This is a genomic window from Rheinheimera hassiensis, assembly GCF_022436675.1.
GTDB classification, from domain to species: Bacteria; Pseudomonadota; Gammaproteobacteria; order Enterobacterales; family Alteromonadaceae; genus Alishewanella; species Alishewanella hassiensis.
On sequence record NZ_JAKUJZ010000006.1, the window covers coordinates 352,316 to 375,752 of the forward strand.

Here is a 23,437-nt window from a genome sequence, read left to right on the forward strand (position 1 = left end):
ATTAGCCTTCCTTCTGAATGGTCGTCAGGCAACTACGCAAAATGGTGCCATAGTCATACTTACCCGGACACACAAAGGTACACAGCGCCAGATCTTCTTCATCTAATTCCAGACAACCTAAAGATATTGCACCGTCAGTGTCACCCGACACCATGTCGCGCAGCAACAGCGTAGGCAGAATATCCAATGGCATCACGCGCTCATAGTTACCAATTGGCACCATAGCCCGAGCTGAACCATTAGTGGTTGTCGTCATATTAAACAACCGCTTCGGATTCAGATGCGACAAATAAGCACGGGTTACTGAAAATTTAGTTGCGCCCGGAGCAATCCAGCCTAAGAACTCTTTTTCAGTACCTTCAGCCAACACAGAAAGCTGAGTGTGGTAACGGCCGACATAACCGTGTACACCGTTTGCTGTAGCACCTGCTAACACTGAGCCAGAAATAATACGGTTCTGCCCATCTGCCAGTTCACCAGCAGTCAATTCGCTGGTTGAAGCGCCCAGTACAGTTTTAACCAAACGCGGGTTTTTCACAGCCGGGCCAGCCACAGCGATTACACGCTCACTGTGTAGCTCACCGGTGGTAAATAACTTACCGATCGCGATAACGTCCTGATAACCGATGTGCCAAACCACTTTTTTCGCACTAACAGGGTCAAGCAGATGAATATGCGTACCGACCAGACCAGCTGGATGCGGGCCATCAAAGTCTGCTACTTCAGCTTTGCTGATAGTTGGCACTGTGGCTCCAGCTTTCTTACACAGATATAGCTTACCGTCAGTCAGCGTTGCTAACAGGGTTAAGCCCTGGGTAAATGCTTCGCTGTCAGCAGCAATAACTACAGCAGGATCAGCAGCCAGCGGGTTGGTATCCATGGCATTGACGAAAATCGCACGCGGCGTACTATCAATGGCCGGAGTCTGGCTAAACGGGCGGGTGCGTAGTGCAACCCATAACCCTGAATCCACCAGATTTTGTACGATTTGCTCACGGCTTACACCGGCAAGCTGATCGGCAGAGTATTTGGCAAACTGCACGGCATCATTACCTGCAGCAGCAATCACTACAGACTGTAATACCCGCTTAGCGCCACGGTTGATCTCTTTGACAGTGCCCGCCAACGGTGCAGTAAATTTAACACCGGGCGTTTTCTTATCTTCGAAAAGTACCTGGCCTTTCTTTACCGTATCGCCAACTTCAACCGACATGGTCGGACGCATACCAATATACTCTTCGCCTAATACAGCGACAGTATTAATGGTATTGCCCGCACTGATCTCTTGTTTAGGACTGCCCGCGAGGGGAATGTCCAAGCCTTTTTTGAGTTTTATCATACGTACTTGCACTACTATTTTGGGAAGAAACAGGGCCTAGTTTTTCAGCTGCTCAGCGCGCAGCGCATCCGGAGTTATTTATCAGGGTTTCCCGCTGTTTATTTTTAAACCGGATACACGTATTAAAGTCGCGGATTCTAGCATTAATACAGCTGCCTATCTATGCTGTTGCGCAAATTTTCCGGCAAACCAACCGGGCAATATGGCCATTGGTCTAGCCTGACAGCGCTGCGACATTAGCGTTTTACTGCTGCAAATTCTAGTCAACTTTAGTCCATCTGCGCATAAACAAAAGCCGCCCGTAGGCGGCCTGATAAAATTAACCGGTAATATTTTGCAGTGGCACCATAGGTGAGACATCTGCATCATAATCTACATGGCTGTAGCCAAAACCAAATAATCTTAAAAATTCATTATGATAGCCTTTGTAATCAGTCAGTGTGTCGATACTGTCTGTTGTTACCTGGCCCCATAAATCTTTTACTGCCTGTTGAATATGTGCACTTAACTCCTTGCCGTCCATACGTAAGCGGCCGGCTTCGTCCATGACAGGCGTATCGCTGTATAATCCCTGACGGAATAAGCCGTTAATTTGCTCAATACAGCCTTCATGCGTGCCTTCTTCTTTCATCACGCGATACAACAGCGAAATATACAGCGGCATAATAGGAATGGCAGAGCTGGCCTGAGTAACCAGCGCTTTTAACGACGCCACGTAAGCCTTACCTTTCTTACCGGCTAATTGGGCCGTAATGGCAGCGGCCGCACGGTCTAAATCTTCCTTGGCTTTGCCGATGGTGGCTTTGCCATAAATTGGCCAGGTCAGCTCTTTACCAATATAGGTATACGCTACGGTCTGGCAGTTATCTGCCAGCACACCGGCAGCATCCAGCTGATTTAACCAGCGTTCCCAGTCTTCGCCGCCCATCACTTTTACTGTTTGATAAATTTCATCATCATTTGCCGGCTCAACCGACACTTCTTCTATTTCACGCTTGCTGGTGTTGAGCGTTCTGGCCGTGTATGACTGACCAATAGGTTTTAATACTGAACTGAATATTTCGCCGCTCACCGGATCTTTACGCCGCGGCGCTGCCAGGCTATACACCACCAGATCAATTTTACCCATTTCACTGCGGATAATATCAATGGCTTGCGCTTTTAACTCATCGGTAAACGCATCGCCGTTAATGTGTTTATTCCACAGCCCTTCTGCCTGAGCCGCCTGTTCAAATGCGGCAGTGTTATACCAACCAGCAGAGGCCGTTTTACTCTCTGTGGGTTCTTTTTCAAAAAATATACCTAAGGTTTTAGCGCCTGAGCCAAAAGCTGCAGTAATACGCGAAGCCAGGCCGTAGCCGGTAGATGCACCTATTACCAGCACATTTTTCGGCCCGTTAGCAACAGGGCCTGCTTTTTTTACATACTCGATTTGTTCTTTTACATGCTCGGCGCAGCCGACAGGATGGGCGTTAGTACAGATAAAACCACGAATTTTCGGTTGAATAACCATGACAGCTCCTGCTGTTGTCTCGACAAAATTGACGCTAGTGTAAAACTTTACCGCAGAAAACAGGTCTGATCAGCCGTTTTATGTGTCAGAACATAATTAATATGCGCCGGACAGAAAAAAAGCGTCATACCGACGCTTTTTCAGTTTTATTACCACCATAGCATCGTGGCGACACCGGTGGTTTCTCGGCGTAGTACTCATACCACTCAGACGGAGTGTAAGTGTGCAGCGCCAACGCGTGAATTTTCTCTGCCAGTTCTTCTGCCACTATGGCATTAACAGCCCGGTGCCGCTGTAGCAACCGCAAACCATTAAAGGCCGGCGTTACAATTACCACTTTAAAATGCGACTCAGACCCCTGAGGCACATTGTGCAGGTGGCTTTCGTTGACCACGTCAAGGAACACAGGATCAAATGCACTCAGTAACTTCTGTTCAATAGCTGTATGAATCAACATAGTCCTAATCCTTTTTTATTCCTTTAATTAACTCTAGATGCCCGCGTTAAACTTGCCAGCGGGTTTTGCTGTCAAGTTAAATAATCCGAACTAACGGGCTGGCGGCATTACTAAAAATAAATTTGTCTAAGCCTTTGCTGCAATATAACGAAAGGTCAGGTTCAACCTGGCCTCAGTTATCCGGCTTTGCTTTGGCAACCGGTGCAACCAGTGCTGCTGGCAACCCTGGCTCATTAGCAGCAAACTGCCAGGCGTTAAATCCAGCGCCAGTTGCCAGTGCTGCCGGCGATGTTTTAACTCAAAACGTCGTGCGGCGCCAAGACTAACAGAGGCGATAACCGGATCATCTCCCAGTTCTGGCTCATTGTCAGCATGCCAGCCCATATGTTGTTGACCGTTTGCATATAAATTAAGCAACACGCAATTAAACGGTTGCTGCAAAAACTGGCTTACCTCGCCGGTAAGCTGCTTGACTGCCGGATGCCAGGGTTCAGGCGTAAAAGTAGTACCTGAATAACGATAGCTGCAATGACTATCGCCCATCCAGACTTGCTGGCGTGGTATTTTTACTTTTTTACCAAACATCGTAATGCTGTCCTGTTTCCAGGCCAACTGAGCCCCCAGCTCAGCCTGCAACGCCGCAGTTGCAGCAGCATTTAACCAACCTGGCCATAATGTCATCTGCGCATCCGGCAAACGGAATACTTGCTCCGGGTATTGCTGGTTGTCGGCCTGACGTGGCCGTGTCAAAATACTCATCTTATTTCATCACTCGTGTTTCTATGAATACCACTTTTGTGCATTCTCAAGGCAGCCTGCAGTTACACCGCTGGCCGCTTAACCAACCCAATAGCAGTTTACAGGCCTGGGATGCGGCTGACGAATTGTTAATCCTGCATGCGCAGGAAGCAATTAGCCAATTCACATTGCAACATCAGCGTCAGCCGACTTTGCTGCTTATTAATGACAGTTTCGGCGCTTTATCCTGCGCGTTGTCTGACTGCCCGCAGTTTCAGATAAATGACTCTGTGCTGGCAGCGCAGGGCACTTTATATAACCGGCAGCAAAACAATATTGCGGATAGCGGCCTGCAGCAACTCTCCAGCCTTGCCCCCTACCCGGCGCAGCCAGATATAGTGCTGCTGAAACTACCCAATAACTACAGTTATCTGCAATACGTATTGCAACAGCTTGCCAGTGTCGTTACGCCACAAACGTTAATTCTGGCCAGTGCCAAAGCAAAAGATATCAGCCGTAACGTACTGGCGATGTTCGACAATACACTGGGCCCGGCCTCCGCGTCGCTAACAGTGAAAAAATGCAGGCTGATCCAATGCAGCTTTAGCACGCTCTTACCGGGCGCTGCTGCAGTGCAGTTTCCGTTAGCCTGGCCGCTTGAGCATACTGAATTTACTGTGGTAAACCATGCGAATGTGTTTTCCCGCGAAAAGCTGGATCAGGGGGCGCGCTTCTTTTTACAGCATTTGCCTGAAATAAAAAGTGCCCAGCGTGTTATCGATTTGGGTTGCGGCAATGGCGTATTAGGGCTTGCGCTATTAAGCCAGTATTCTGACTTTCAACTGGTGTGTTGTGATGAATCTTATATGGCAGCAGACTCGGCCCGGCAAACGATAGCAAACAACTTGCCAGATAAATTAGCGCTGTGTGAGTTTATCGTGGATGACTGTCTGAGCCAGCAGCAAGATAAATCGGCTGATATTGTGCTGTGTAACCCGCCATTTCATCAGCAACACGCCGTTACCGGCCATATTGCCAGCCAGATGTTTACTGACGCCAAACGGGTGCTGCAACAAGGCGGCCGTTTGCGCATAGTGGCAAACCGTCATCTGGGGTATGCTGATGTGCTTAAGCGTTTATTCGGCAATTGCCAACAGCTGGCGGCCGACCCTAAATTTGTCATTTTAGAAGCCATAAAAAGGAGCTGAACATGCGCTACATGCTTTTAACCCTGCTGTTGCTTACCGGCTGCAGTGCACCAACACCAAAGTTTATTTTGTCGCCGCAGATATTCTGGCCGCAATCAACTCAGTTACAACAAGCCAGGTTTGCCTTTGCCGTATCTGATGAACGAGGCAGACCTTATTCATTGCGGATCCAAAAAGGTACCGATATACAGCAAATTAATGCCAGTAACGATATCAGTGCCGATTTACAGCGCACTATGGCACAAGCGTTAACCGATCAGGCCGCGGTACTGGATCAGAACAGTAATACCCAAATGACCATAAAAATTACCCTGCTGCAGGCACTGGTAGATCAGCGTTCGCTGGAACACGCCGTAACGAATCAGGTTTCGTTAACAGTGTTTGTGCAAAGCTCACAGGGCACGTTCAGCAAAACCTATTCCGGTGACAGCAGCTACACTGCTCCGTTTCGTATGGATGTAGCGGCGGTCGAGCGTGAATTACGAGTATTAACAGAGCAAGTGCTTGGCCAGATCCTGCAGGACAACAGCTGGCACCAGGCTGTTCGGGGATAATATGCGTAGCTGGACAACATTAGCGCTGCTGTTGTTTACTCTGGTAGCAGCCAGTGCTGAGGCCGGGCAATTTATACAGCCCAACAACCTGTACCCTAAAGTAAAACTGATGACATCGCATGGCGATATTATTGTTGAGCTGGATCGTAGCCGTGCGCCGCTGAGCGTGAATAATTTTCTCAGTTATGTGAAAAAGAAAAGTTATGACAACACGCTGTTTCACCGATTGGAACCTGAGTTTGTCTTACAGGGCGGTGGCTATGATGCAAACTATAAACCGATAGAAGAGCAAAAACCGGTGTTTAACGAATCAGGCAATGGCATGAAAAACCAGCTTGGCACTATTGCCATGGCGCGCCTGAATGATCCGCACAGCGCCACCAGCCAGTTTTTCTTTAATTTGCAGGACAACTCACACCTTGATCCCGGCCGTAACTGGGGTTACGCCGTTTTTGGTTACATTGTTGAAGGCAGCGAAGTTATAGAGAAAATAAGAGCGGTAGCAACCGACACGTCAGCAGAACTTGGCTGGCCAAACGTGCCGGTAGAAAAGGTGTTGTTAAAAACCGCTGTCGTGCTGCCAGAGCAATAAAACCGGCTATACTTGCCTTAACAGTTTTGTCAGTAAGGGGCCGCTGTTAAGGCAATATATGTTAAACCACTTTATTGAGCTGAAATCGCAACAGCTGATTTTTTACATTTCGCGTTACTTCCGTGGCCGCTTGCCGCACAGCGAGCTGCACCTTTTCATCTGGGATACATTGGAAGAATGGGCGCAATTAAGTACAACAGCTCAGGTTCCTTGTAGTTGCAGAGAGCGGGTGTTCTGGCATTTAATTCATCAGTTAGAATTCTGGCCTGACAACACCCTAAAACAAGACAAACTGCTTCGCCGCAACATTCAGGATTGCCTCTGTTATCTTAAAGGCTATGGCGTAGCACCGCCGGATTGCGTTGGTATTAGGCCCTAGCCAGCTTACGCTTTGGAGTTTAACAGAGCTTGACCAGAATAATCCGCGCTGTAAGCTAGGCCCACAAGCGTGTTTTAGCGGATGTCCGTTTTGCCTTATTACCTAGCCTGGCTGTCTGGCCTGAGTATCTATTTCCAACGTCGTGTACTGAGTATCTTTGTGCTGGGTTTCTCCAGTGGCCTGCCGTTAATGCTGGTGTTTGGTGTGCTATCTTTTTGGTTACGTGAAGCGCAGGTGTCGCGTGCCGATATTGGTTATTTTAGTTGGGTAGCAATGGCATACGCCATTAAATGGCTATGGTCGCCGCTGGCTGATCATCTGAAAATCCCACTACTGCATCAAAAACTTGGCAGACGACGCAGTTGGCTGCTGATATCCCAGCTTGGCGTAATGGTTGCAATTTGCTGTATGGCATTAACCGATCCGCAGCAGGATTTAGCCCTGATGGCGGCTTTTGCTGTCATGCTGGCTTTTACTTCAGCAACCCAGGATATTAATGTTGATGCCTTTCGTATTGAAAGCGCGCCTGAAAAGCTGCAGGCAGCGCTTGCTGCTGCCTATCTTGCCGGTTACCGACTGGCGATGATTATGGCATCGGCAGGTACGTTGTGGTTGGCCGCTATATTCTCCGATGGCAGCAGTTACGATTTGGCCGGCTGGCAACAGGCATATTTGGTTATGGGGTTATGTATGCTGCCAGGTATCATCACCACATTACTTAGCAAAGAACCTGTCAGTGGCCTGCAGCAGCAACAATATACCAGTGGCTCCTTATTACAGCGCACTCTGTCCTGGCTAAAACAAGCAGTCGTTGCACCCCTGGTTGATTTTTTCAGCCGTTATAAATGGCATGCACTACTGATCCTGTCACTGATTGCCTGTTACCGCCTGAGCGACGTTGTCATGGGTGTGATGGCAAATGCATTTTATGTGGATATGGGCTATAGCAAAGAAGAAGTTGCCAGCGTTTCGAAAATCTATGGCGTTATTATGACGTTGATAGGCGCCGCCCTTGGCGGAGTGCTGATTAATCAGTTTGGTATAATTAAAATCCTGTTTATTGGCGCGGTGCTAAGTGCGGTAACTAATTTGCTGTTTTCCGCATTAAGCCAGATTGGCTATGATCTGGTGTGGTTAACCTTAGTCATCTCGGCAGATAATTTAAGCGCAGGCATTGCTACCAGTGCTTTTCTTGCTTATTTAGCCTCTTTAGTTAATCTGGCATTTACTGCCACCCAGTATGCAATATTCAGCTCGCTAATGTTGTTGCTACCTAAATTTACCGGTGGTTTTTCCGGGGTATGGGTAGAGCAGATGGGATATAGCCAGTTTTTTATCATGACCGCGCTGATGGGCATACCAGCATTAGTATTGATTGTGTTACTGGCTCGCGCTGAGCGCTTAAAACAGAACGCCGCACAATAGCGCGGCGTTGCTGGTGTAGTTCAATAGATCAGGCTGATAATACTTGCTTTAACCCTTCCGTGGGGTCAACGTCCAGTGCCTGACAGTAACGTACGTATTCAATCACATCTAAACGACGTTCCTGGTTCTCTACCTTACCGATAAAGGAGTGCGGTGTACCCAAAATTTCAGACAGGCTGCGCATAGTGTGGCCTTTTTCCTGACGCTGCCGTTTCAACCAGACACACAGACGCTTATTTTCATCAGAAATTACGCTTTTTGTACCTTTCATGTTTTTTTCTTCTCCCAGCGTGTTACGCTTTTATTATGTCAAAAATACTTCCTGCAAAAATCAAAACCCTATTGCAAACGCAATAAGCAATAAAAATCGGTTAATTAAACCACAGGATGCGACAAGCGTACAGCCACAACTGTTAAAATATGTATTACGACTTTACAATGCCAGAAATGGCGTAATTTACAGCTTAGAATTAACACGAACCTTGAGCAGCAGCATGCAAGGTATCAAACAGAGATAAAGATGATAAAACTATTTTTTTTAATGCCAATATTGATGTGTGCACTTTGGTACTGGTACCTAAAGCAGTATGGCTGGACCATCCGGCAGGGGAAAAAAGGTTTTGCCTACATTATTGCCTTTAACGGCAGCATTGCACTGGCATTGTGGGGCATTATGCTACTGACTCAGCGCTGAGCCAGCAGCTTAAATAACAGACGTATCTGTAGTTTTTATTTTACAAAACCACTACGGCTTACACTGAAAAAGACGAGCCACACCCGCAAGTTGTAGTAGCATTAGGGTTTTGTATAATAAAGCGGCTACCTTGCAAACCTTCGGTATAATCTACCACGCCGCCCATCAGATACTGCAAGCTCATAGGGTCTACCACCATGGCTACTCCCTGTTTCTCGACAACGAAATCGCCTTCATTGACTTTTTCGTCGAAGGTAAAGCCATACTGAAAGCCAGAACAGCCACCACCGGTAATATATACCCGTAGCTTCAGCTCAGGGTTTTCTTCTTCACTGACCAGCAACGCCACTTTACGTGCTGCCGCTTCAGTAAATTCAATTGGTACAGCTGGCTCTGACATAACAACTCCACAGGTTTAGCTAAGAGGCAAATTATCTAATACTTGACTAATTTATTCAAGTATTAGCCCTATTCAGCGCAGATTAGTTATCGTCTTCGATAATAAAGCTGAGTTCTCAGCAACTTATGATAAACTCTGTATTAACTATTACGGGTGTTATGGCTTATGCAGCGCTGGCAGATCTGGCTTCCGTCTTTACAACGTCGTTTGGCATTACCACAAACCTCTTTGCAACTCTGTGTACTGGGTATGCTGGGTGGTCTGGCGGCGTCCATTCTGATTATTTTATTCCGCTTAGCCATTATTGGCCTGCAGAGCTTTTTTTTAGATCGTACCGACGACTTCTCAACAGTTGGCACAGATATCCGCTGGTTGCTGCCAGTAGGCTCTGCAGTGTTAATTGGCCTGATTGCCTGGATCACCGGCTATAAACATTACCGCCTGGGTATCCCCTTTGTTATCCATCGGATAAAGCTAAAATACGGCATGATGCCAACCCGCAATACACTTAACCAGTTTTTTGGCGGCATATTAGCGCTGGCCGGCGGTTTTTCTGTCGGTCGCGAAGGCCCATCTGTACATTTGGGTGCTTATGGCGCCAGCACCCTGGGTAAATATCTTCAACTGCCTTACAACAGCATTCGTATTCTGGCGGGGTGCGGCATCGCTGCTGGTATTTCCGCCTCGTTTAACACCCCGCTGGCGGCAGTTATTTTTGTTATGGAAGTGGTATTGCGTGAATACCGCGTACATGTGTTTATTCCTATTATGCTGTCATCCGTTGTGGGTGCTCTGGTAACGCAAACGGTGTTTGGCAGCGACAGAGAGCTGGCACTGCTGAATATAGTGTCTATCAGCGGTTGGCATATCCCTTATCTGGTGCTGTGTGGCATTGTGTTCGGCGCCATTGCCTTTGTGTTTAACAAAAACATGATGCGCCTGATAAAGTTGTTTAAAAACTGGCCGTTAATATTGCGTTTATGCCTGGCCGGCGCGCTTACTGCGGCGGTGGGTTATGTTATTCCGCATGCGATGGGCTCTGAAACCGGTGCGATTTACTACGCAGTAAATGCACCAAACGACGTAGCCCTGCTGCTGACCATTTTTATCGGCAAAATGCTGCTAACCCTGTTTGCTTTGGGCTTAGGTGTACCCGGCGGTGTTATTGGCCCGGTATTTGGTATCGGCATTGTGTTAGGTACTTTGCTGGCTATTGTTCCGTCTGCCATTATTGGTGATAACAGTATCGCCGGCACTTATGCGGTGCTGGGGATGGCTGGTTTAATGGCCGCCACCATGCACGCGCCATTGGCAGCCTTAGTAGCAGTAATGGAGCTGGCGCATAACCCCGGCATTATTGTGCCCGCCATGGTGGTAATAACCACGGCTTATATTACCGGTGTGCAGTTTTTTAATAACAAATCTATTTTCCTGCTGCAGCTCGATTTTCTACAAATGCCCTATAAGCTGTCTCCTGCTGATGACGTGTTACAAAAAGTAGGTGTGCTGGCACTGTTAGATAATCAGTATCAGTTACTTGATAATCCCGACGAGCAACACGTGCTGCAGGCCCTGGACAAGCTGGAACCGCCGCATCAATTGCTGGTAAAACGTGATACGGGCGCTCAGAGCACATTTTTGCTGGCAAGCTATGATGTTCAACTGTCGATGACAGGTGCCAGTGCAGTGCAATACCTGCCATTACAAGGTTTAACGCATCAGGCTACCATGGCAGAGGTGTTTGCCATTTTGGAAGATAAGCGCGAAGGCGCAGTGTATATTTATCGCGAAGAAGAGCCGCAACAGCTGATAGGCATTATCCGCTGGGATCAGGTACGCAGTTTATTGGTAAAACAGAATAATTTATTATGACTCTCATACTTGTATATAAAGCCTTACACGTGTTTTTTATGGTTGCCTGGTTTGCCGGTATTTTTTATCTGCCACGCTTATTTGTGTACCACGCCACAACAAAAAGCCCCGACTGCGATGCCGAATTTAAGGTAATGGAGCGCCGCTTACTCTATTTTGTAACACCATTTGGCTTGCTTACGCTGGTGTTTGGTTTACTGCTTATTCACAGTTATGGCGCAGCCTGGTTTAAAGCCAGCCACTGGCTGCACTATAAACTGCCGCTGGTGATGTTGCTGTATGGGTATCATGCTTATTGTTTTAAATTGCTGGCAGATTTTAAACACAACCGTAACCAGCGCAGCCCCCGGTTTTACCGCATTTTTAACGAAGTGCCGGTACTGGTTTTACTGGCAATTATCCTGCTGGCGTACTTAAAACCCTTGTAGTAGCTTATTCGCTTTTAACCGCTGTTTTCGCGTATAATGCGCCGGTCCATTGCCGGTTCCGGCCCAGTTCCGGCCCGGGTTAATTTTCAGCGAAAAGAGCACTGACTATGAGCTTTAAAGGCGAACACATCCTCTCGGTAAGCCAGTTTGATCGCGATACCATTCAGCACGTTTTTCAGATAGCCCGTAACATGCAACCCTATGCCAGCCGGCAAAAACGCACCAAGGTGCTTGAAGGTGCTATTTTAGGTAACCTGTTTTTTGAACCCAGCACCCGAACCCGGGTGAGTTTTGGCTGTGCCTTTAATTTGCTCGGTGGTGAAGTACGTGAAACTACCGGTATGGAGTCATCCGCTTTATCTAAGGGTGAATCGCTATTTGATACCGCCAGAGTAATCAGCAGCTACAGCGATGTTATCGCTATGCGCCACCCGCAAGCCGGCTCTGTTGCTGAGTTTGCCTTAGGCAGCCGGGTGCCGGTGTTAAATGGTGGCGATGGTGCCAACGAGCACCCTACTCAGGCGCTGCTGGATTTGTTTACTATTGAACGTGAGCTGGCCTCTTCAGGGCAAAGTATTGACGGTATGCACATCGCTATGGTGGGCGACTTAAAATTTGGCCGCACCGTACACTCATTATCTAAACTGTTAAAACTGTATAAAAACCTGCGCTTTACGCTTATTTCGCCCAAAGAACTGGCCATGCCGGACGATATTGTCAGCGCCATTGAAAATGCCGGCCATCAGGTGAATGTTACCGATGTGCTTGAGGGCAATCTGAATGCTGATATTGTTTACCAGACCCGTATTCAGGAAGAGCGTTTTCCGTCAAAAACAGAAGCCAATTTATACCGTGGAAAATTCCGCTTAAACCAAGAAATTTATACCCGCTACTGTAAATCCAACACCGTCATTATGCACCCGCTGCCACGTGACTCGCGCATTGAAGCCAACGAGCTGGACAATGACTTAAACCTGAACCCCAATCTGGCTATCTTCCGTCAGGCCGATAACGGCATCCTGGTGCGGATGGCTTTATTTGCGCTGACGCTGGGCGTTGAGGGAATTATTACCAACTACGAATGCGCTGTGCCCTGGTATAGCAACAAGCACAGTGGTTAATACAGCGTGTAGCTGTTTCAATTTATTTATCGGAAACTGATTTATGTCTTTATCTGCAGAACTGTTCGAACGTGCCCAGCACACCATTCCCGGCGGTGTAAACTCACCGGTTCGCGCTTTTAAAAGCGTCGGTGGTACACCGGTATTTATCGACCGTGCTGACGGTGCTTACCTTTTTGATGTTGATGGCAAACGTTATATCGATTATATCGGCTCCTGGGGCCCAATGCTGTTGGGACATAATCACCCGGCTATCCGTAATGCTGTTATTGAGGCAGCCACCAAAGGCTTAAGTTTTGGCGCGCCCTGCCCAGCTGAGGTAACCATGGCTGAGCTGGTGAGCAAACTGGTGCCGTCAATGGAAATGGTGCGGATGGTTAGCTCCGGCACAGAAGCCACTATGAGCGCCATTCGCTTAGCTCGTGGCTATACCGGCCGTAATACCATAGTTAAATTTGAAGGCTGCTACCATGGTCATGCTGACTCACTGCTGGTAAAAGCCGGTTCAGGCGCGCTGACTCTTGGCGTACCAAACTCGCCTGGCGTGCCAGCCGATTTTGCCAAATACACGCTAACCAGCGAATTTAACAACCTGCCACAGTTAGAACAGTTATTCGCACAGCATGGCGACGATATCGCCTGTATTATTGTTGAGCCGGTTGCAGGTAATATGAACTGCATTCCACCTGCTCCCGGCTTTTTACAGGGCCTGCGCCAGCTGTGTGATCAATATGGCGCAGTACTGATATTCGACGAAGTAATGACCGGTTTTCGTGTAGCACTGGGTGGTGCCCAGGAGGTGTACAACGTTAAGCCGGATTTAACGACACTGGGCAAAATTATCGGCGGCGGTATGCCTGTTGGTGCCTTTGGTGGTAAACGCGATATTATGCAGCATATTGCTCCGCTGGGGCCGGTGTATCAGGCGGGCACATTATCGGGGAATCCCATTGCGATGGCGGCAGGCCTGGCAGCATTGACTGAGATCAGCAAAGCGGGCGTTTATGAGGCTTTAACCACCAAAACGGCCCAGTTAATTAAAGGCATCAGCGCAGCTGCGGCAAAACATGGCGTGCCACTGGCCACCAATCAGGTGGGCGGTATGTTTGGCTTTTTCTTTACAACTGAACCCAGCGTAACCAACTTTGCCCAGGCGACACAGTGTAATATCGATGCTTTTAAACGCTTCTTCCACCTGATGTTACAGCAAGGCGTTTACCTGGCTCCTTCAGCCTATGAAGCCGGTTTTTTATCGCTGGCGCACAGTGAAGCAGATCTGGCGCAAACCATTACCGCCGCAGAGCACAGCTTTAAACAGCTTTAACGGCGGTTCTGTAACCAGACAATATCGGTATCGTACGGCCTTTGCCGTACGATATAACCAAGACCACTACCATCGCTGTATATTGCCACCGGCATTTCCTGCTCCATAACCAATAAAGCATTCACCTGCTGCGATAACCAGTCAAAACGATACACTGTTGTATTGTTATCTGCCAGCCAGTAAATGCCACTGCTGTCAGTAAACCACTGCTCACCTGTGCTGCTACGCCAGTCAATTTTTACTGGCAGGGTTATCAGATCCTGTGCCGGTGTTAATAAAGCCAGGTTTACAGTATTAGAAAACTGCAGCACCAGGCCCTGCTGTGGGCCACAACGTACGTCTGTAACGTCAGGCATAACACTCTGTGGCATAGCGCCTTTTTCTGTCATTAACACCCAGCCACCAGCTGTAAGTGCTGTCCAGTACAACTTGCCATGGCAACTGGCGTAACGCCCTGCCGATGACACCCCATGATATTGCTGCAGTTGGCCTGATGCCAAGTCAAGCTGATACAAGCTGGCATTAATTAACACCAGCAACTGCCCTTGATGCCACAACATCTGCTGCACATGTTGTTGTTCAGTAAAGCGGGTGATCTGTGTACTATCCCGCTCTTGCGCCAGCCAGATTTGGCTATGCCCGGCACGTTCTGATACAAAAGCCGCCTGCCCGGTCTCACTTATAGCCAGTAAGCGTTCACTACGGTTACTGACATGCCACGGCAATAACTGTATACCGCCGGTTGCGGCCGGGTTATCCGTCACCCGCAGGATATCCGTGGTGTAATCTAAAAACTGTGTTGCCAGTACCTGCCCGGGATAACGTGATGCCTGAGTCAGTTCGCGTGTCATTGGCCCAAGCCCCTGACTGCTACCTGATTTTAACGAAACAATCTGTAACTCCTGCTGCCCGGCAGACAACAATAACTGCCGTTCATCCCACCAGCTAAATTGGGTGATAACATAAGGAAAATCCAGTAATTGTTCAAACTCACCGTCCGGTAATCGCAGTTGCAGCAGCACTGACTGATTAGCTGTCTGCTGGGCAATAAAGTACAAGGTATTATCGCTGATTAACATATATGAAATATCGCGCCAGCGGTTGTTCTGCGACAACATCATCTCTGCGGCCTGGCCTGGCAAAGCGCTCCAAAGCTGTAGTTGATTGGCAGCAGTATCAACATCGAGCCACAACAACCTTTGTTGCCATAAAATCGCGCCTTGGGGCAGTACTTTCTGACAGGACCAAAGCGGTTCAGGTTGCGTTACAGGCTTAATGTGCTGACGGTAAAAGTGACAGTTACCGTTGACGGTCTCAGCACGGAAGATGATATGTTCAGCATCCAGCCATAATGCCTGAGACAACTGGCGATACTTTTGCGACATGTGCTCAACTTTAAGATCTGTGAGGTTCTGCAAGCTCCAGTTAAATAAAGTACTGTCCACAGCTTTATGTTGATACAACACATGAGTACTGTCTGGCGTTAATACCGGCCAGTATTCCTGCCCGCTTAACGCACTAATAGGTGTAATGGTATCAGGCAATTTTATCAACGGCGTTGAGGTATAGGTCGCCAGCACATATGCCAGGCTGGCACAGCCAATAATCACCGCCAAAGCAGTGCCGGCGATGAAGCGCCATGCGGGTCGCGGTTTTACTTCAGGGTCGGCATCCGCCATTACTGCTTCAACAACAGCGTGCGCACCACTGGCAACGGCAATATCCTGCAACTTGGCCGGTCTAATAGCGGCCAGCCAGCGATAACCCTTTTTCGATACTGTCTCTATATAGCTTGGTGAGCGTACATCGTCGCCAAGTACTTTGCGCAGCGCCCCGACAGCACGCATAACCGCAGCATCAGTGCCTTCATCAGCAGGCCAGACTTTTTCAATCAGTGTATCTTTGGCCAGCAGGATATCCGGGTGCAGTAAAAAGTAATTAAGCAGGCTGTGTAAGCGGGGTTCCAGCCGGACCATATCGTCCACACCAGTGGCATCAACCGGCCACAGCTGACCATAGATCACCTGATAATACCAGTTTCCAATTTGTACCACGGGGTCAAGATTTGACATTAAGGTCCGCCCGACAATTGACTGTCTGGGCGGATTATACCTTAACTATAAGAAATGTTTAGCGTTGTTAATTAAGGAACGTTTAAGCCAGCTTTAATTTATCATTGCTGGTGTCTTTGGCTTTGTCTTTACTATCTTTTATAGTCACCGGTGAGTAAATGTCCGGTAACGTGCACAGCGGATACCAGGCACAAGCATATAATTGTTGCTCGTTCGCGTTTATTTTATCGGTAACATAAGCTTTGTTTGCAACAAGCCCTGCAGTACCCATAATAGCAATAAACATAATTGTAAGTGTAGTTTTCATTTCCAGCTCCTGAGTTATTATTGGCTTACAAACCAACCATAGGAGCATCAATTCATTATAACTCGATGACTTTCAGATAAATTTTTTATAAAACGTCGACGTAGCTCTCAATTACAGCAATATCCATATCGCCAAAATCGTACTCCAGCATAAAAATATATTTTTCATCGGCACTGATACTAAACCGACCAAACTGGATAGGCTCCAGCACATTGGTAATTTCATCGGCAGCAAAATCAAGATAGTTCAACCGGTAATTGAGCTCGTCAACAAGATAAGAGTAATAAATACCTGTTTTACGCAGTTCAAATTTCAACATAATTTGTGTTTCAGGTAATGCAATTTTCAGCTTTTTCGGCAGTTCGCCAGCCCACTGTATATAAAATTGTTTATCTCTGCTGCTGCGCCAGAATGCATAATCAGCGTAATAACTTTCGTAGTAGTACTCTTTGTCATTGGCAAAAACATCCAGTTTGCCAAGATCATTGATATCACGCTTTATAACTTGCCAGCGCCCTTGTCTCGATTCTGAATAAAATAACGATTTACCATCTCTGGACCAGCTGGGAAAAGCCAGTACGGCATCTTTCTCGCCAGCTATTTTCAGTGGATTTCCCTCAATATCAAAAAGCCATAACTCTTCATTTAATTGCACCATTAGTCTACTGCCGTCCGGGGAGAACATTAAACTGCGAATACGCTGAGCTTCACTAAAATTCGTTAGCTGTTTCTGCCGTCCGTCATTATAAAACAGCCATACCTGCTGCGAGCCTGAGCGCCTTGATACAACTGCCGCAGGTCCTTTTTCTATAGGGTTAGCTTCAACAAAAGTTTCATTTCGGTTAGAACTGAATACTGCTTCACTGTGAGCCTCATTATTCTTTATACGATTCGATACTTTTTTAGGGTTTATTCTGGAAAAATTACCAATTGAGGTAACAATTTTGCCTGATGTTGTTACTTGCAACTCACTCGCATACGCATCTGTGTAAGCCAGAATGGTGGGCTCACCTTTATCCAGCCATACCCGGCCAAGCGCATTGGATGCCGATGGGTAAATAATGGAGCTGTCTGTTAAATCCCAGTCTACATTGCCCGGAAAGGCATCCGGCACTTTCGTTAACAGGCGTGTGGATCTGTCTGCAAGGTTAAGCAACCAGATTTGTGCAGAGCCTGCCGTTTCCCGCAGGAATACCAGCTGATCACCTGCGCGGGAAAAACGCGCGGCATAGTCACCAAAACTGCTTGATGGCGGTACCGTAAGCACTTCTGATATGGTGTTATCAATCGACGTCATTTGTAAAACCAGCTGCTTTTTAACTTCATCCATATTGGGATAAACAATATAGCGACTATCAGGTGACCAGGTAATACGAACAGATACCGACTTTTCTCCACAATGTTTGAGCAAGTTATCTTCCAGCACCTGCATTTTATCCGCGCTAAGCGACATAATGCGCACTTCACACCTTTCCTGCTGATAAAGCCGTTGATAGGCTATCTTAGTTCCGTCAGGGCTAAATACGGCACCAAAGCCACTATAGGATTTATCAGTTAACTGTACCCTTTTATGTTCCTGCAAATCCTGCAACATCAGCACGGCTACATTGTCAGCATCAGGCGCAGCATAGCTATACACCAGATACCGCTCATCCACTGAGACATTATGGTAGAACTCCAGCCCGTCCAGCGCTGTGACGGGGGTGTAACGCCACATAGGAATCGCGCTGGCGGCATCATCACTTCCTGCGTTATCTGCAGGCCATAGCCACCAGACAACAGCCATTATCAGCAATGCCGAAAACGCCAACACACTAACTAATAATGGGTTTTTCTTTATAGGCGTGATATCGGCATTTGCCGGACTAAGCGCCTGTTCGGTATATTCTTCAACCGCCAGAGGCACAATTTCAGTTACCGGCGCAATAAAGCGGTAACCGCGCTTTGGAATGGTTTCAATATAACGGGGCTCACGGGTGTCATCCCCCAATGCAACACGCAGCACCCTGATAACACGGGTTACCCTGCCGTCAGATACGTCGCGGATACCCCATACATCAAGTAGCAGCTCATCTTTTGTAACCAGTTTGCCTGCGTTGACAATAAAGTAGTTAGCTACCTTCTGACACAGGTTATCTAAATCTGCGGTAATACTCAGCCTACCCTCAGCATCAAACTTCATCAGCTTGTCCTGCTCAGGTATATACTGCCATTCACCAACCTGTAACAGCTGGTTTGGTTTTATCGCCATAGGTTCAGACAATCGTTGTTATTCTTCTATACATTCGGTTGGTAATGGCATTTCAACTGAAATCGCAGGTAATAACAATACGTTAAGGCAATTTTGTGGCTGCGGATAGCCAGTTTTTGCTGAGAATGCCTGTAAAGATACCTGTTCAGGCATCGCTCTGAGCAGTGAATTCACGCCCTGCAGCGTAAAATACCGGCTAAAAACATTTAACGCTCCGCTAGCACCGGTTAACCCTATAGCTTTATTATCATCACGACCTAACCACACTGTCATCAGCGTTTGCTGATCAAAGCCACTAAACCAGCTGTCCCGGTAATCACTGGACGTACCTGTTTTGCCTGCTAAAATCTCGCCGGGGAAAGCACTGCTCAGCGCACGTGCCGTACCTTTTTTTGCTGCTTGAATTAACGCATATTGCAACAAGTACACTTCTTGTTCATTGTAGCGCCGCGTCAGTTGGTGATCGCGCATATGCAGCGGGTGGCCATTTGCGTCAGTTACTGCATACAAAGTGCTGAGCTGCTGGTGCATACCGTTATTAGCCAGTGTCTGGTACAACTGCGTCACCTCCAGCGGACTTAGCTCAACAGCCCCTAACAATGCTGCCGGATGCAGTTTTACTCTGCGGTTTAATCCCAGCTTACGTAAACCGTTACTGATAGCAGGCAGGCCAAGCTGCAACCCCAGCCTTACGGTGGGAATATTAAGCGAGTTCACGAGTGCGTCCAGCAAGCTGACCTGGCCTCTGAATTTTTTATCAAAATTCTGTGGTTGCCAGTCCTGATCATTACTACGTAAACGGATCGGGCTGTCATCCAGCGGTGTGGCTAATGTGTAGCGGCCGCGCTGGGCTAAGGCTTCAAGAAAAATAACCGGCTTGACGATACTGCCAATCTGGCGTCTGGCATCAGTAGCCCGGTTAAAGCCGCCCTGCACTGCCACTTTACTTCCTATCATGGCGTTAATTTCTGCTTGCCGGTAGTCCACTACTACCGCTGCGGCCTGTAATTCCGGGTCCAACGGGGCAAGCTGGTTGCTAACAGCTTTCTCAATCGCTGCCTGGGCCTGAATATCAAGGTAAGTAAATACTTTGATGCCGTTGTCTTGATATTGCTCATCAATACTTAACTGGCGCAGTTCTTTTTTAACCGCATCCAGATAGGAAGCAAAACCGGTATTCATGTATTGGCTGCGGGAAATGACCACGATCTCTTGCTCTACCGCATGCTCGTATTGTTTACGGTCAAGAAATTTTTGCTCAAACATCAGCCGCAATACCAGATCACGGCGCTCTTTAGCTCTGGCAGGAAAACGGCGCGGATCAAAGTATGACGGACCTTTTAAAATGCCAATCATCAATGCATATTCGGCTGCCGTTAATTCTGTCAGTGGTTTACCAAAATAAAACCGGCTGCCAAGGCCAACACCATGCACAGCATTAGCGTAGTTTTGTCCGACAAAAACTTCATTCAGATAAGCTTCGAGGATCTGATCTTTATTAAAGCGATAATCCAGCACCAGCGCGATCATGGCCTCGTTGAGCTTACGCCACAAGGTGCGGTCGCTGCTAAGGTACATATTCTTTGCCAGTTGCTGTGTCAGTGTCGACCCTCCCTGCACAGTACGCCCGGCAGTAATATTTACCCACAACGCCCGCAGTACTGCCAGAGGTGACACACCGTGGTGGTGATAAAAGTCACGGTCTTCAACCAACAGCAGGGTATCTTTAAAAATTTCCGGTACCTGTTGTAGCTGCACCAGCTCACGGTCTTCTTGCTGTGCCGACACCAGATGGTCAATCAGCTGTGGCTCAAGCCGGGCAAAGTTCAGCGCTTCTTTTTGCTCGCGCTGGGTAATGCGGTTAATACCGCCACGGTTAAACTCAACACTAAACAGCTGCGCCGCCTCATAGCCTTCAACATACATAAAGGGACGCCGGTAAACTGAGACATGATTTCGCGATACGCTGTATTGCCCGGCTGCCGACAAAGCAGGGTTGCGCCGATACTGCAGCGAGTTCAGCTGCTGGATAAACTGTTGTTGTGTCAGAATTTTACCGGGATAAAGCTCTATACTCTTGGCATAGATTTGCGCAGGTACCTGCCATTTCTGGCCACTAAATTTTTTGCTGATTTTGCTGTCCAGATACAAGAAATAAAAAGCCAGCACCACCAATAACAGCAACGCCACTTTAACCAGCAACCATAAAGGTTTATGCCACCAGGCTAAGCGCAGCACATCTGGCGTAGCACGCTTTTTATTGCTGCGCCGGGGGCTGTCTTTTTTACTGCTCATCGTAACATCGCCTTTTTAGTTTTCGTTGTCGGCATGGCCTGCGCCGGATCTTCCGGCCAATAATGTTTCGGGTAGCGTCCGCGCATTTCTTTTCTGGCCTCCTGCCAGGCATTTTGCCAGAAACTGGCTAAATTTTGCGTTACCTGTAGCGGTTGTCTGGAGGGTGACAACAGCTCTACTGTGATATTTATTTTGCCCTGCAATAACGTTGGCGACTGCATCTGACCATACATTTCCTGAACCCGCACTGAAAGCCTGGGACCGCCCTCCGCCAGGTAATCAATGCTAAGCCGTGAACCGGTGGGCGCCTGCCAGTGCGTGGGTAATAACTGGTTCAATAGTTGCTGTTGCTGATAACTTAAACACTGCTGCAGCGCCTCATACAACGGGATCTGCGCTAAAGCCGTGCTTTTACTGATTTGTGCCAGATAGCTGCCAAGCCAATTGGGTAAAGTGGCCAGTAAAGCATCGTCAGAAAAATCCGGCCAGCCAGCATCGCTCTGCTGTTGCTGCAGTAACATAACTCTTGCGCGCAGTTGTAATGCGGTTTCAGCCCAGTTCAGGCAATTCAGGCCTTTACTGGTAATATAATTTTGCCACGCCTGCTGCTTTTGCTCTGACGTTAACTGCAAGGCTGCGGGCTTGGCGGCCAGTAAGCACTGGCCAAACTTCAGTTGTTGTTCGGTAAAAAAACTGCCGCTTTTATCATCCCAGAAGGTTTGCGTTTGCCAGTTAAGCTCGGCCTGCCAGTCAGACAACACCGCATCAGGGCTAATACTGACGGCATGGTAAATGCGGTTTTCACGGCCAAACTGCTGCATATGTAATACCACCAGCCACGGTTGGCCGCTAAGGCTGTGATTGTCTTGCAGCACGGCACCAATACCATTGGCTAACTGGTACCCCTGGCCCCGGCGCTTGGCTAGCCGATCCGGAAAAGCCCGCAACGCCAGCACCGGCACTAATTCAAGCGGTAATATTTCGCTTAGCTGACAACCAAGCAAACGGGCAAAACTTTGCGCCTGCTGCCACTGCTGTGGCAGTGTCTGCTTTACACGTCCAAGCAGGCTGTATATATCGCCCTGCAGTACGCGCGTATCTTCCAGTATTGCTGCCAGCACGCAGGCCAGTGCCAATGCATGCCGATGCCCCTGTAGCTCCAGTTGCTGTGCATGCAGCAACATGGCCGCTAACCTGGGATCCGTAGCCAGTTTATGCGCTTGCCGGCCGCCGGCAGTCATTACACCTTTGCTGTCAATAAAGCCCAGCTGTTGTAATAACTGCTCTGCCACAGCTAAATTTGCTGCCGGTGGCGGTGTTAGCCACTGCAAATCATCCACCTGACAACCCCAGGCAGCAACTTCAAGCCGCAGTGCGGTTAAATCGCTTACTTCAATCTCAGGCGCTTCAAACCGGGCACGGCGCTGCCATTTTTCTGCGGTATCCAGCCGGTAGCAGTGGCCGGGCGACAAACGCCCTGCGCGCCCGGCACGCTGTGTGGCTGCTGCCTGGCTAATAGCACAGGTTTCCAGCACACTTAAGCCCTGACGCGGGTTAAACCGGCTTTGCCGGCACAGGCCGCTGTCTATCACCACGGTAATGCCATCTATGGTTAAACTGGTTTCGGCCAGATTAGTTGACAGCACCACCTTGCGTACACCTGCTAGCGGGGCTGCAATAGCGGCTTGCTGCTGCGCCAGCGTCAGGCTACCTAATAAACGGTGCAGTTGCACATTGGCCGCTACCCCCTGCTGTTCCAACAGCTGAGCACTTTGGTTAATTTCAGCCTGGCCGGGTAAAAATACCAGAATATTGCCGTTATGTTTATTCAGAGCCTGCTGCACTAAAGCGGCAATTTGCTGCGCCAGAGGTTGGCTGCCCGGCAGCGCATATTCTACTGTTACCGGATAACTACGCCCCTCACTGACCACTACCGGGGCATCCAGTTTGCTGGCCAGTTGCGCCATATCCAATGTGGCAGACATAATTAATAACTGCAGCTCTGGGCGTAATTGTTGCACTTCCAGGCACAGTGCCAGTGCTAAATCCGCATGCAGTGAACGCTCATGAAATTCATCAAACAGTAGCAAGTCCACGGCAGTCAATTCAGGGTCTTGCTGTAATTTGCGCGTGAGTACGCCTTCAGTAACAATAAGCAACCGGGTTTTACTGCAGTGCTTTTGCTCCTGACGAATTTGATAACCCACAGTTTCGCCGACAGCCTCACCCAGTTGTGCCGCTAAATACGCAGCAATACTTTTGGCCGCTAAACGACGCGGTTCCAGCATTAATAGCTTTTTGCCGGCAAAATCGGGGTGCTGTAATAAGTACAACGGCAGATAAGTCGATTTGCCGGCACCGGGCGGTGCCGACAAAATCACTTTATTATGTTGCTGTAACAGTGACAGCAATTGCGGAAAAATGTCAGCGACAGGTAACACAACTTAACCCGAGAAAACTCTATTGGC

Annotated in this window: 21 protein-coding genes; 10 read left to right on the plus strand and 11 right to left on the minus strand. The window is 48.3% G+C overall.

Going from position 1 to position 23,437, the window contains the following annotated elements; translation table 11 throughout:
* Window position 1: 1 nt before the first annotated feature.
* From MJX74_RS15090 to MJX74_RS15105, 4 genes are all read right to left on the minus strand, one after another.
* Window positions 2-1,339 carry a Na(+)-translocating NADH-quinone reductase subunit A gene (locus MJX74_RS15090; protein WP_240223689.1) on the minus strand — a complete coding sequence of 446 codons (1,338 nt, stop codon included), beginning with the start codon at window positions 1,337-1,339 and terminating at the stop codon, window positions 2-4.
* A 319-nt stretch (window positions 1,340-1,658) separates the two neighbouring features.
* Window positions 1,659-2,852: an enoyl-ACP reductase FabV gene (fabV, locus tag MJX74_RS15095; RefSeq protein ID WP_240223691.1), complete on the minus strand. Its 1,194-nt coding sequence runs from the start codon at window positions 2,850-2,852 to the stop codon at window positions 1,659-1,661.
* A 124-nt stretch (window positions 2,853-2,976) separates the two neighbouring features.
* Window positions 2,977-3,309, minus strand: coding sequence for a BolA family protein (locus MJX74_RS15100; protein WP_240223694.1), 333 nt, complete (start codon window positions 3,307-3,309; stop codon window positions 2,977-2,979).
* 126 nt (window positions 3,310-3,435) lie between these two features.
* Window positions 3,436-4,068 carry an alpha-ketoglutarate-dependent dioxygenase AlkB family protein gene (locus MJX74_RS15105; protein ID WP_240223696.1) on the minus strand — a complete coding sequence of 211 codons (633 nt, stop codon included), beginning with the start codon at window positions 4,066-4,068 and terminating at the stop codon, window positions 3,436-3,438.
* A 23-nt stretch (window positions 4,069-4,091) separates the two neighbouring features.
* Between MJX74_RS15105 and MJX74_RS15110 the strand changes: the two genes are divergently transcribed.
* From MJX74_RS15110 to MJX74_RS15130, 5 genes are all read left to right on the plus strand, one after another.
* The gene (locus MJX74_RS15110) at window positions 4,092-5,255 is read left to right on the plus strand and encodes a methyltransferase (protein ID WP_240223698.1); all 1,164 of its coding nucleotides are present in this window, start codon (window positions 4,092-4,094) and stop codon (window positions 5,253-5,255) included.
* A 2-nt stretch (window positions 5,256-5,257) separates the two neighbouring features.
* Window positions 5,258-5,809: a YajG family lipoprotein gene (locus MJX74_RS15115; protein WP_240223700.1), complete on the plus strand. Its 552-nt coding sequence runs from the start codon at window positions 5,258-5,260 to the stop codon at window positions 5,807-5,809.
* A 1-nt stretch (window position 5,810) separates the two neighbouring features.
* Window positions 5,811-6,401, plus strand: coding sequence for a peptidylprolyl isomerase (locus MJX74_RS15120; protein WP_240223702.1), 591 nt, complete (start codon window positions 5,811-5,813; stop codon window positions 6,399-6,401).
* Window positions 6,402-6,459: 58 nt separating this feature from the next.
* Window positions 6,460-6,780, plus strand: coding sequence for a hypothetical protein (locus MJX74_RS15125; RefSeq protein ID WP_240223704.1), 321 nt, complete (start codon window positions 6,460-6,462; stop codon window positions 6,778-6,780).
* 90 nt (window positions 6,781-6,870) lie between these two features.
* Window positions 6,871-8,205: an AmpG family muropeptide MFS transporter gene (locus MJX74_RS15130; RefSeq protein ID WP_240223706.1), complete on the plus strand. Its 1,335-nt coding sequence runs from the start codon at window positions 6,871-6,873 to the stop codon at window positions 8,203-8,205.
* A 28-nt stretch (window positions 8,206-8,233) separates the two neighbouring features.
* Here the strand turns inward: MJX74_RS15130 and MJX74_RS15135 are convergent, their stop codons facing one another.
* Window positions 8,234-8,476, minus strand: coding sequence for a helix-turn-helix domain-containing protein (locus MJX74_RS15135; RefSeq protein ID WP_068232674.1), 243 nt, complete (start codon window positions 8,474-8,476; stop codon window positions 8,234-8,236).
* Window positions 8,477-8,725: 249 nt separating this feature from the next.
* Here MJX74_RS15135 and MJX74_RS15140 point away from each other — a divergent pair, with 249 nt between their 5' ends.
* Complete coding sequence (locus tag MJX74_RS15140; RefSeq protein WP_240223707.1) at window positions 8,726-8,899, plus strand: hypothetical protein; 174 nt, start codon at window positions 8,726-8,728, stop codon at window positions 8,897-8,899.
* A 58-nt stretch (window positions 8,900-8,957) separates the two neighbouring features.
* Here the strand turns inward: MJX74_RS15140 and erpA are convergent, their stop codons facing one another.
* Window positions 8,958-9,299 carry an iron-sulfur cluster insertion protein ErpA gene (erpA, locus tag MJX74_RS15145; RefSeq protein WP_068232678.1) on the minus strand — a complete coding sequence of 114 codons (342 nt, stop codon included), beginning with the start codon at window positions 9,297-9,299 and terminating at the stop codon, window positions 8,958-8,960.
* A gap of 165 nt (window positions 9,300-9,464) precedes the next feature.
* Here erpA and MJX74_RS15150 point away from each other — a divergent pair, with 165 nt between their 5' ends.
* From MJX74_RS15150 to hemL, 4 genes are all read left to right on the plus strand, one after another.
* Window positions 9,465-11,171, plus strand: a complete 1,707-nt coding sequence (locus MJX74_RS15150; protein ID WP_240223708.1) for a chloride channel protein — start codon at window positions 9,465-9,467, stop codon at window positions 11,169-11,171.
* Window positions 11,168-11,599 (plus strand): CopD family protein, encoded by a 432-nt coding sequence (locus tag MJX74_RS15155; RefSeq protein WP_240223709.1) that lies wholly within the window; start codon window positions 11,168-11,170, stop codon window positions 11,597-11,599. Before MJX74_RS15150 ends, MJX74_RS15155 begins: the two co-directional genes overlap by 4 nt.
* A gap of 107 nt (window positions 11,600-11,706) precedes the next feature.
* Complete coding sequence (locus tag MJX74_RS15160) at window positions 11,707-12,720, plus strand: aspartate carbamoyltransferase (RefSeq protein ID WP_240223710.1); 1,014 nt, start codon at window positions 11,707-11,709, stop codon at window positions 12,718-12,720.
* Window positions 12,721-12,763: 43 nt separating this feature from the next.
* Entirely contained in the window at window positions 12,764-14,044 is a 1,281-nt protein-coding gene (gene hemL, locus MJX74_RS15165) for a glutamate-1-semialdehyde 2,1-aminomutase (protein ID WP_240223711.1), read from the plus strand.
* On the opposite strand, the gene MJX74_RS15170 is transcribed toward hemL, so the two are convergent.
* The 5 genes from MJX74_RS15170 to hrpB form a co-directional block, all read right to left on the minus strand.
* Complete coding sequence (locus tag MJX74_RS15170) at window positions 14,041-16,116, minus strand: winged helix-turn-helix domain-containing protein (RefSeq protein ID WP_240223712.1); 2,076 nt, start codon at window positions 16,114-16,116, stop codon at window positions 14,041-14,043. The genes hemL and MJX74_RS15170 overlap by 4 nt on opposite strands.
* Before the next feature lie 82 nt (window positions 16,117-16,198).
* The gene (locus tag MJX74_RS15175) at window positions 16,199-16,423 is read right to left on the minus strand and encodes a hypothetical protein (RefSeq protein WP_240223713.1); all 225 of its coding nucleotides are present in this window, start codon (window positions 16,421-16,423) and stop codon (window positions 16,199-16,201) included.
* Window positions 16,424-16,508: 85 nt separating this feature from the next.
* On the minus strand, window positions 16,509-18,686 hold the full coding sequence (locus MJX74_RS15180) for a winged helix-turn-helix domain-containing protein (protein ID WP_240223714.1): 2,178 nt from the start codon (window positions 18,684-18,686) through the stop codon (window positions 16,509-16,511).
* 6 nt (window positions 18,687-18,692) lie between these two features.
* Window positions 18,693-20,969, minus strand: a complete 2,277-nt coding sequence (mrcB, locus tag MJX74_RS15185; RefSeq protein WP_240223716.1) for a penicillin-binding protein 1B — start codon at window positions 20,967-20,969, stop codon at window positions 18,693-18,695.
* Window positions 20,966-23,410, minus strand: coding sequence for an ATP-dependent helicase HrpB (gene hrpB / locus MJX74_RS15190; RefSeq protein WP_240223718.1), 2,445 nt, complete (start codon window positions 23,408-23,410; stop codon window positions 20,966-20,968). Before hrpB ends, mrcB begins: the two co-directional genes overlap by 4 nt.
* Between the last annotated feature and the right edge of the window lie 27 nt (window positions 23,411-23,437).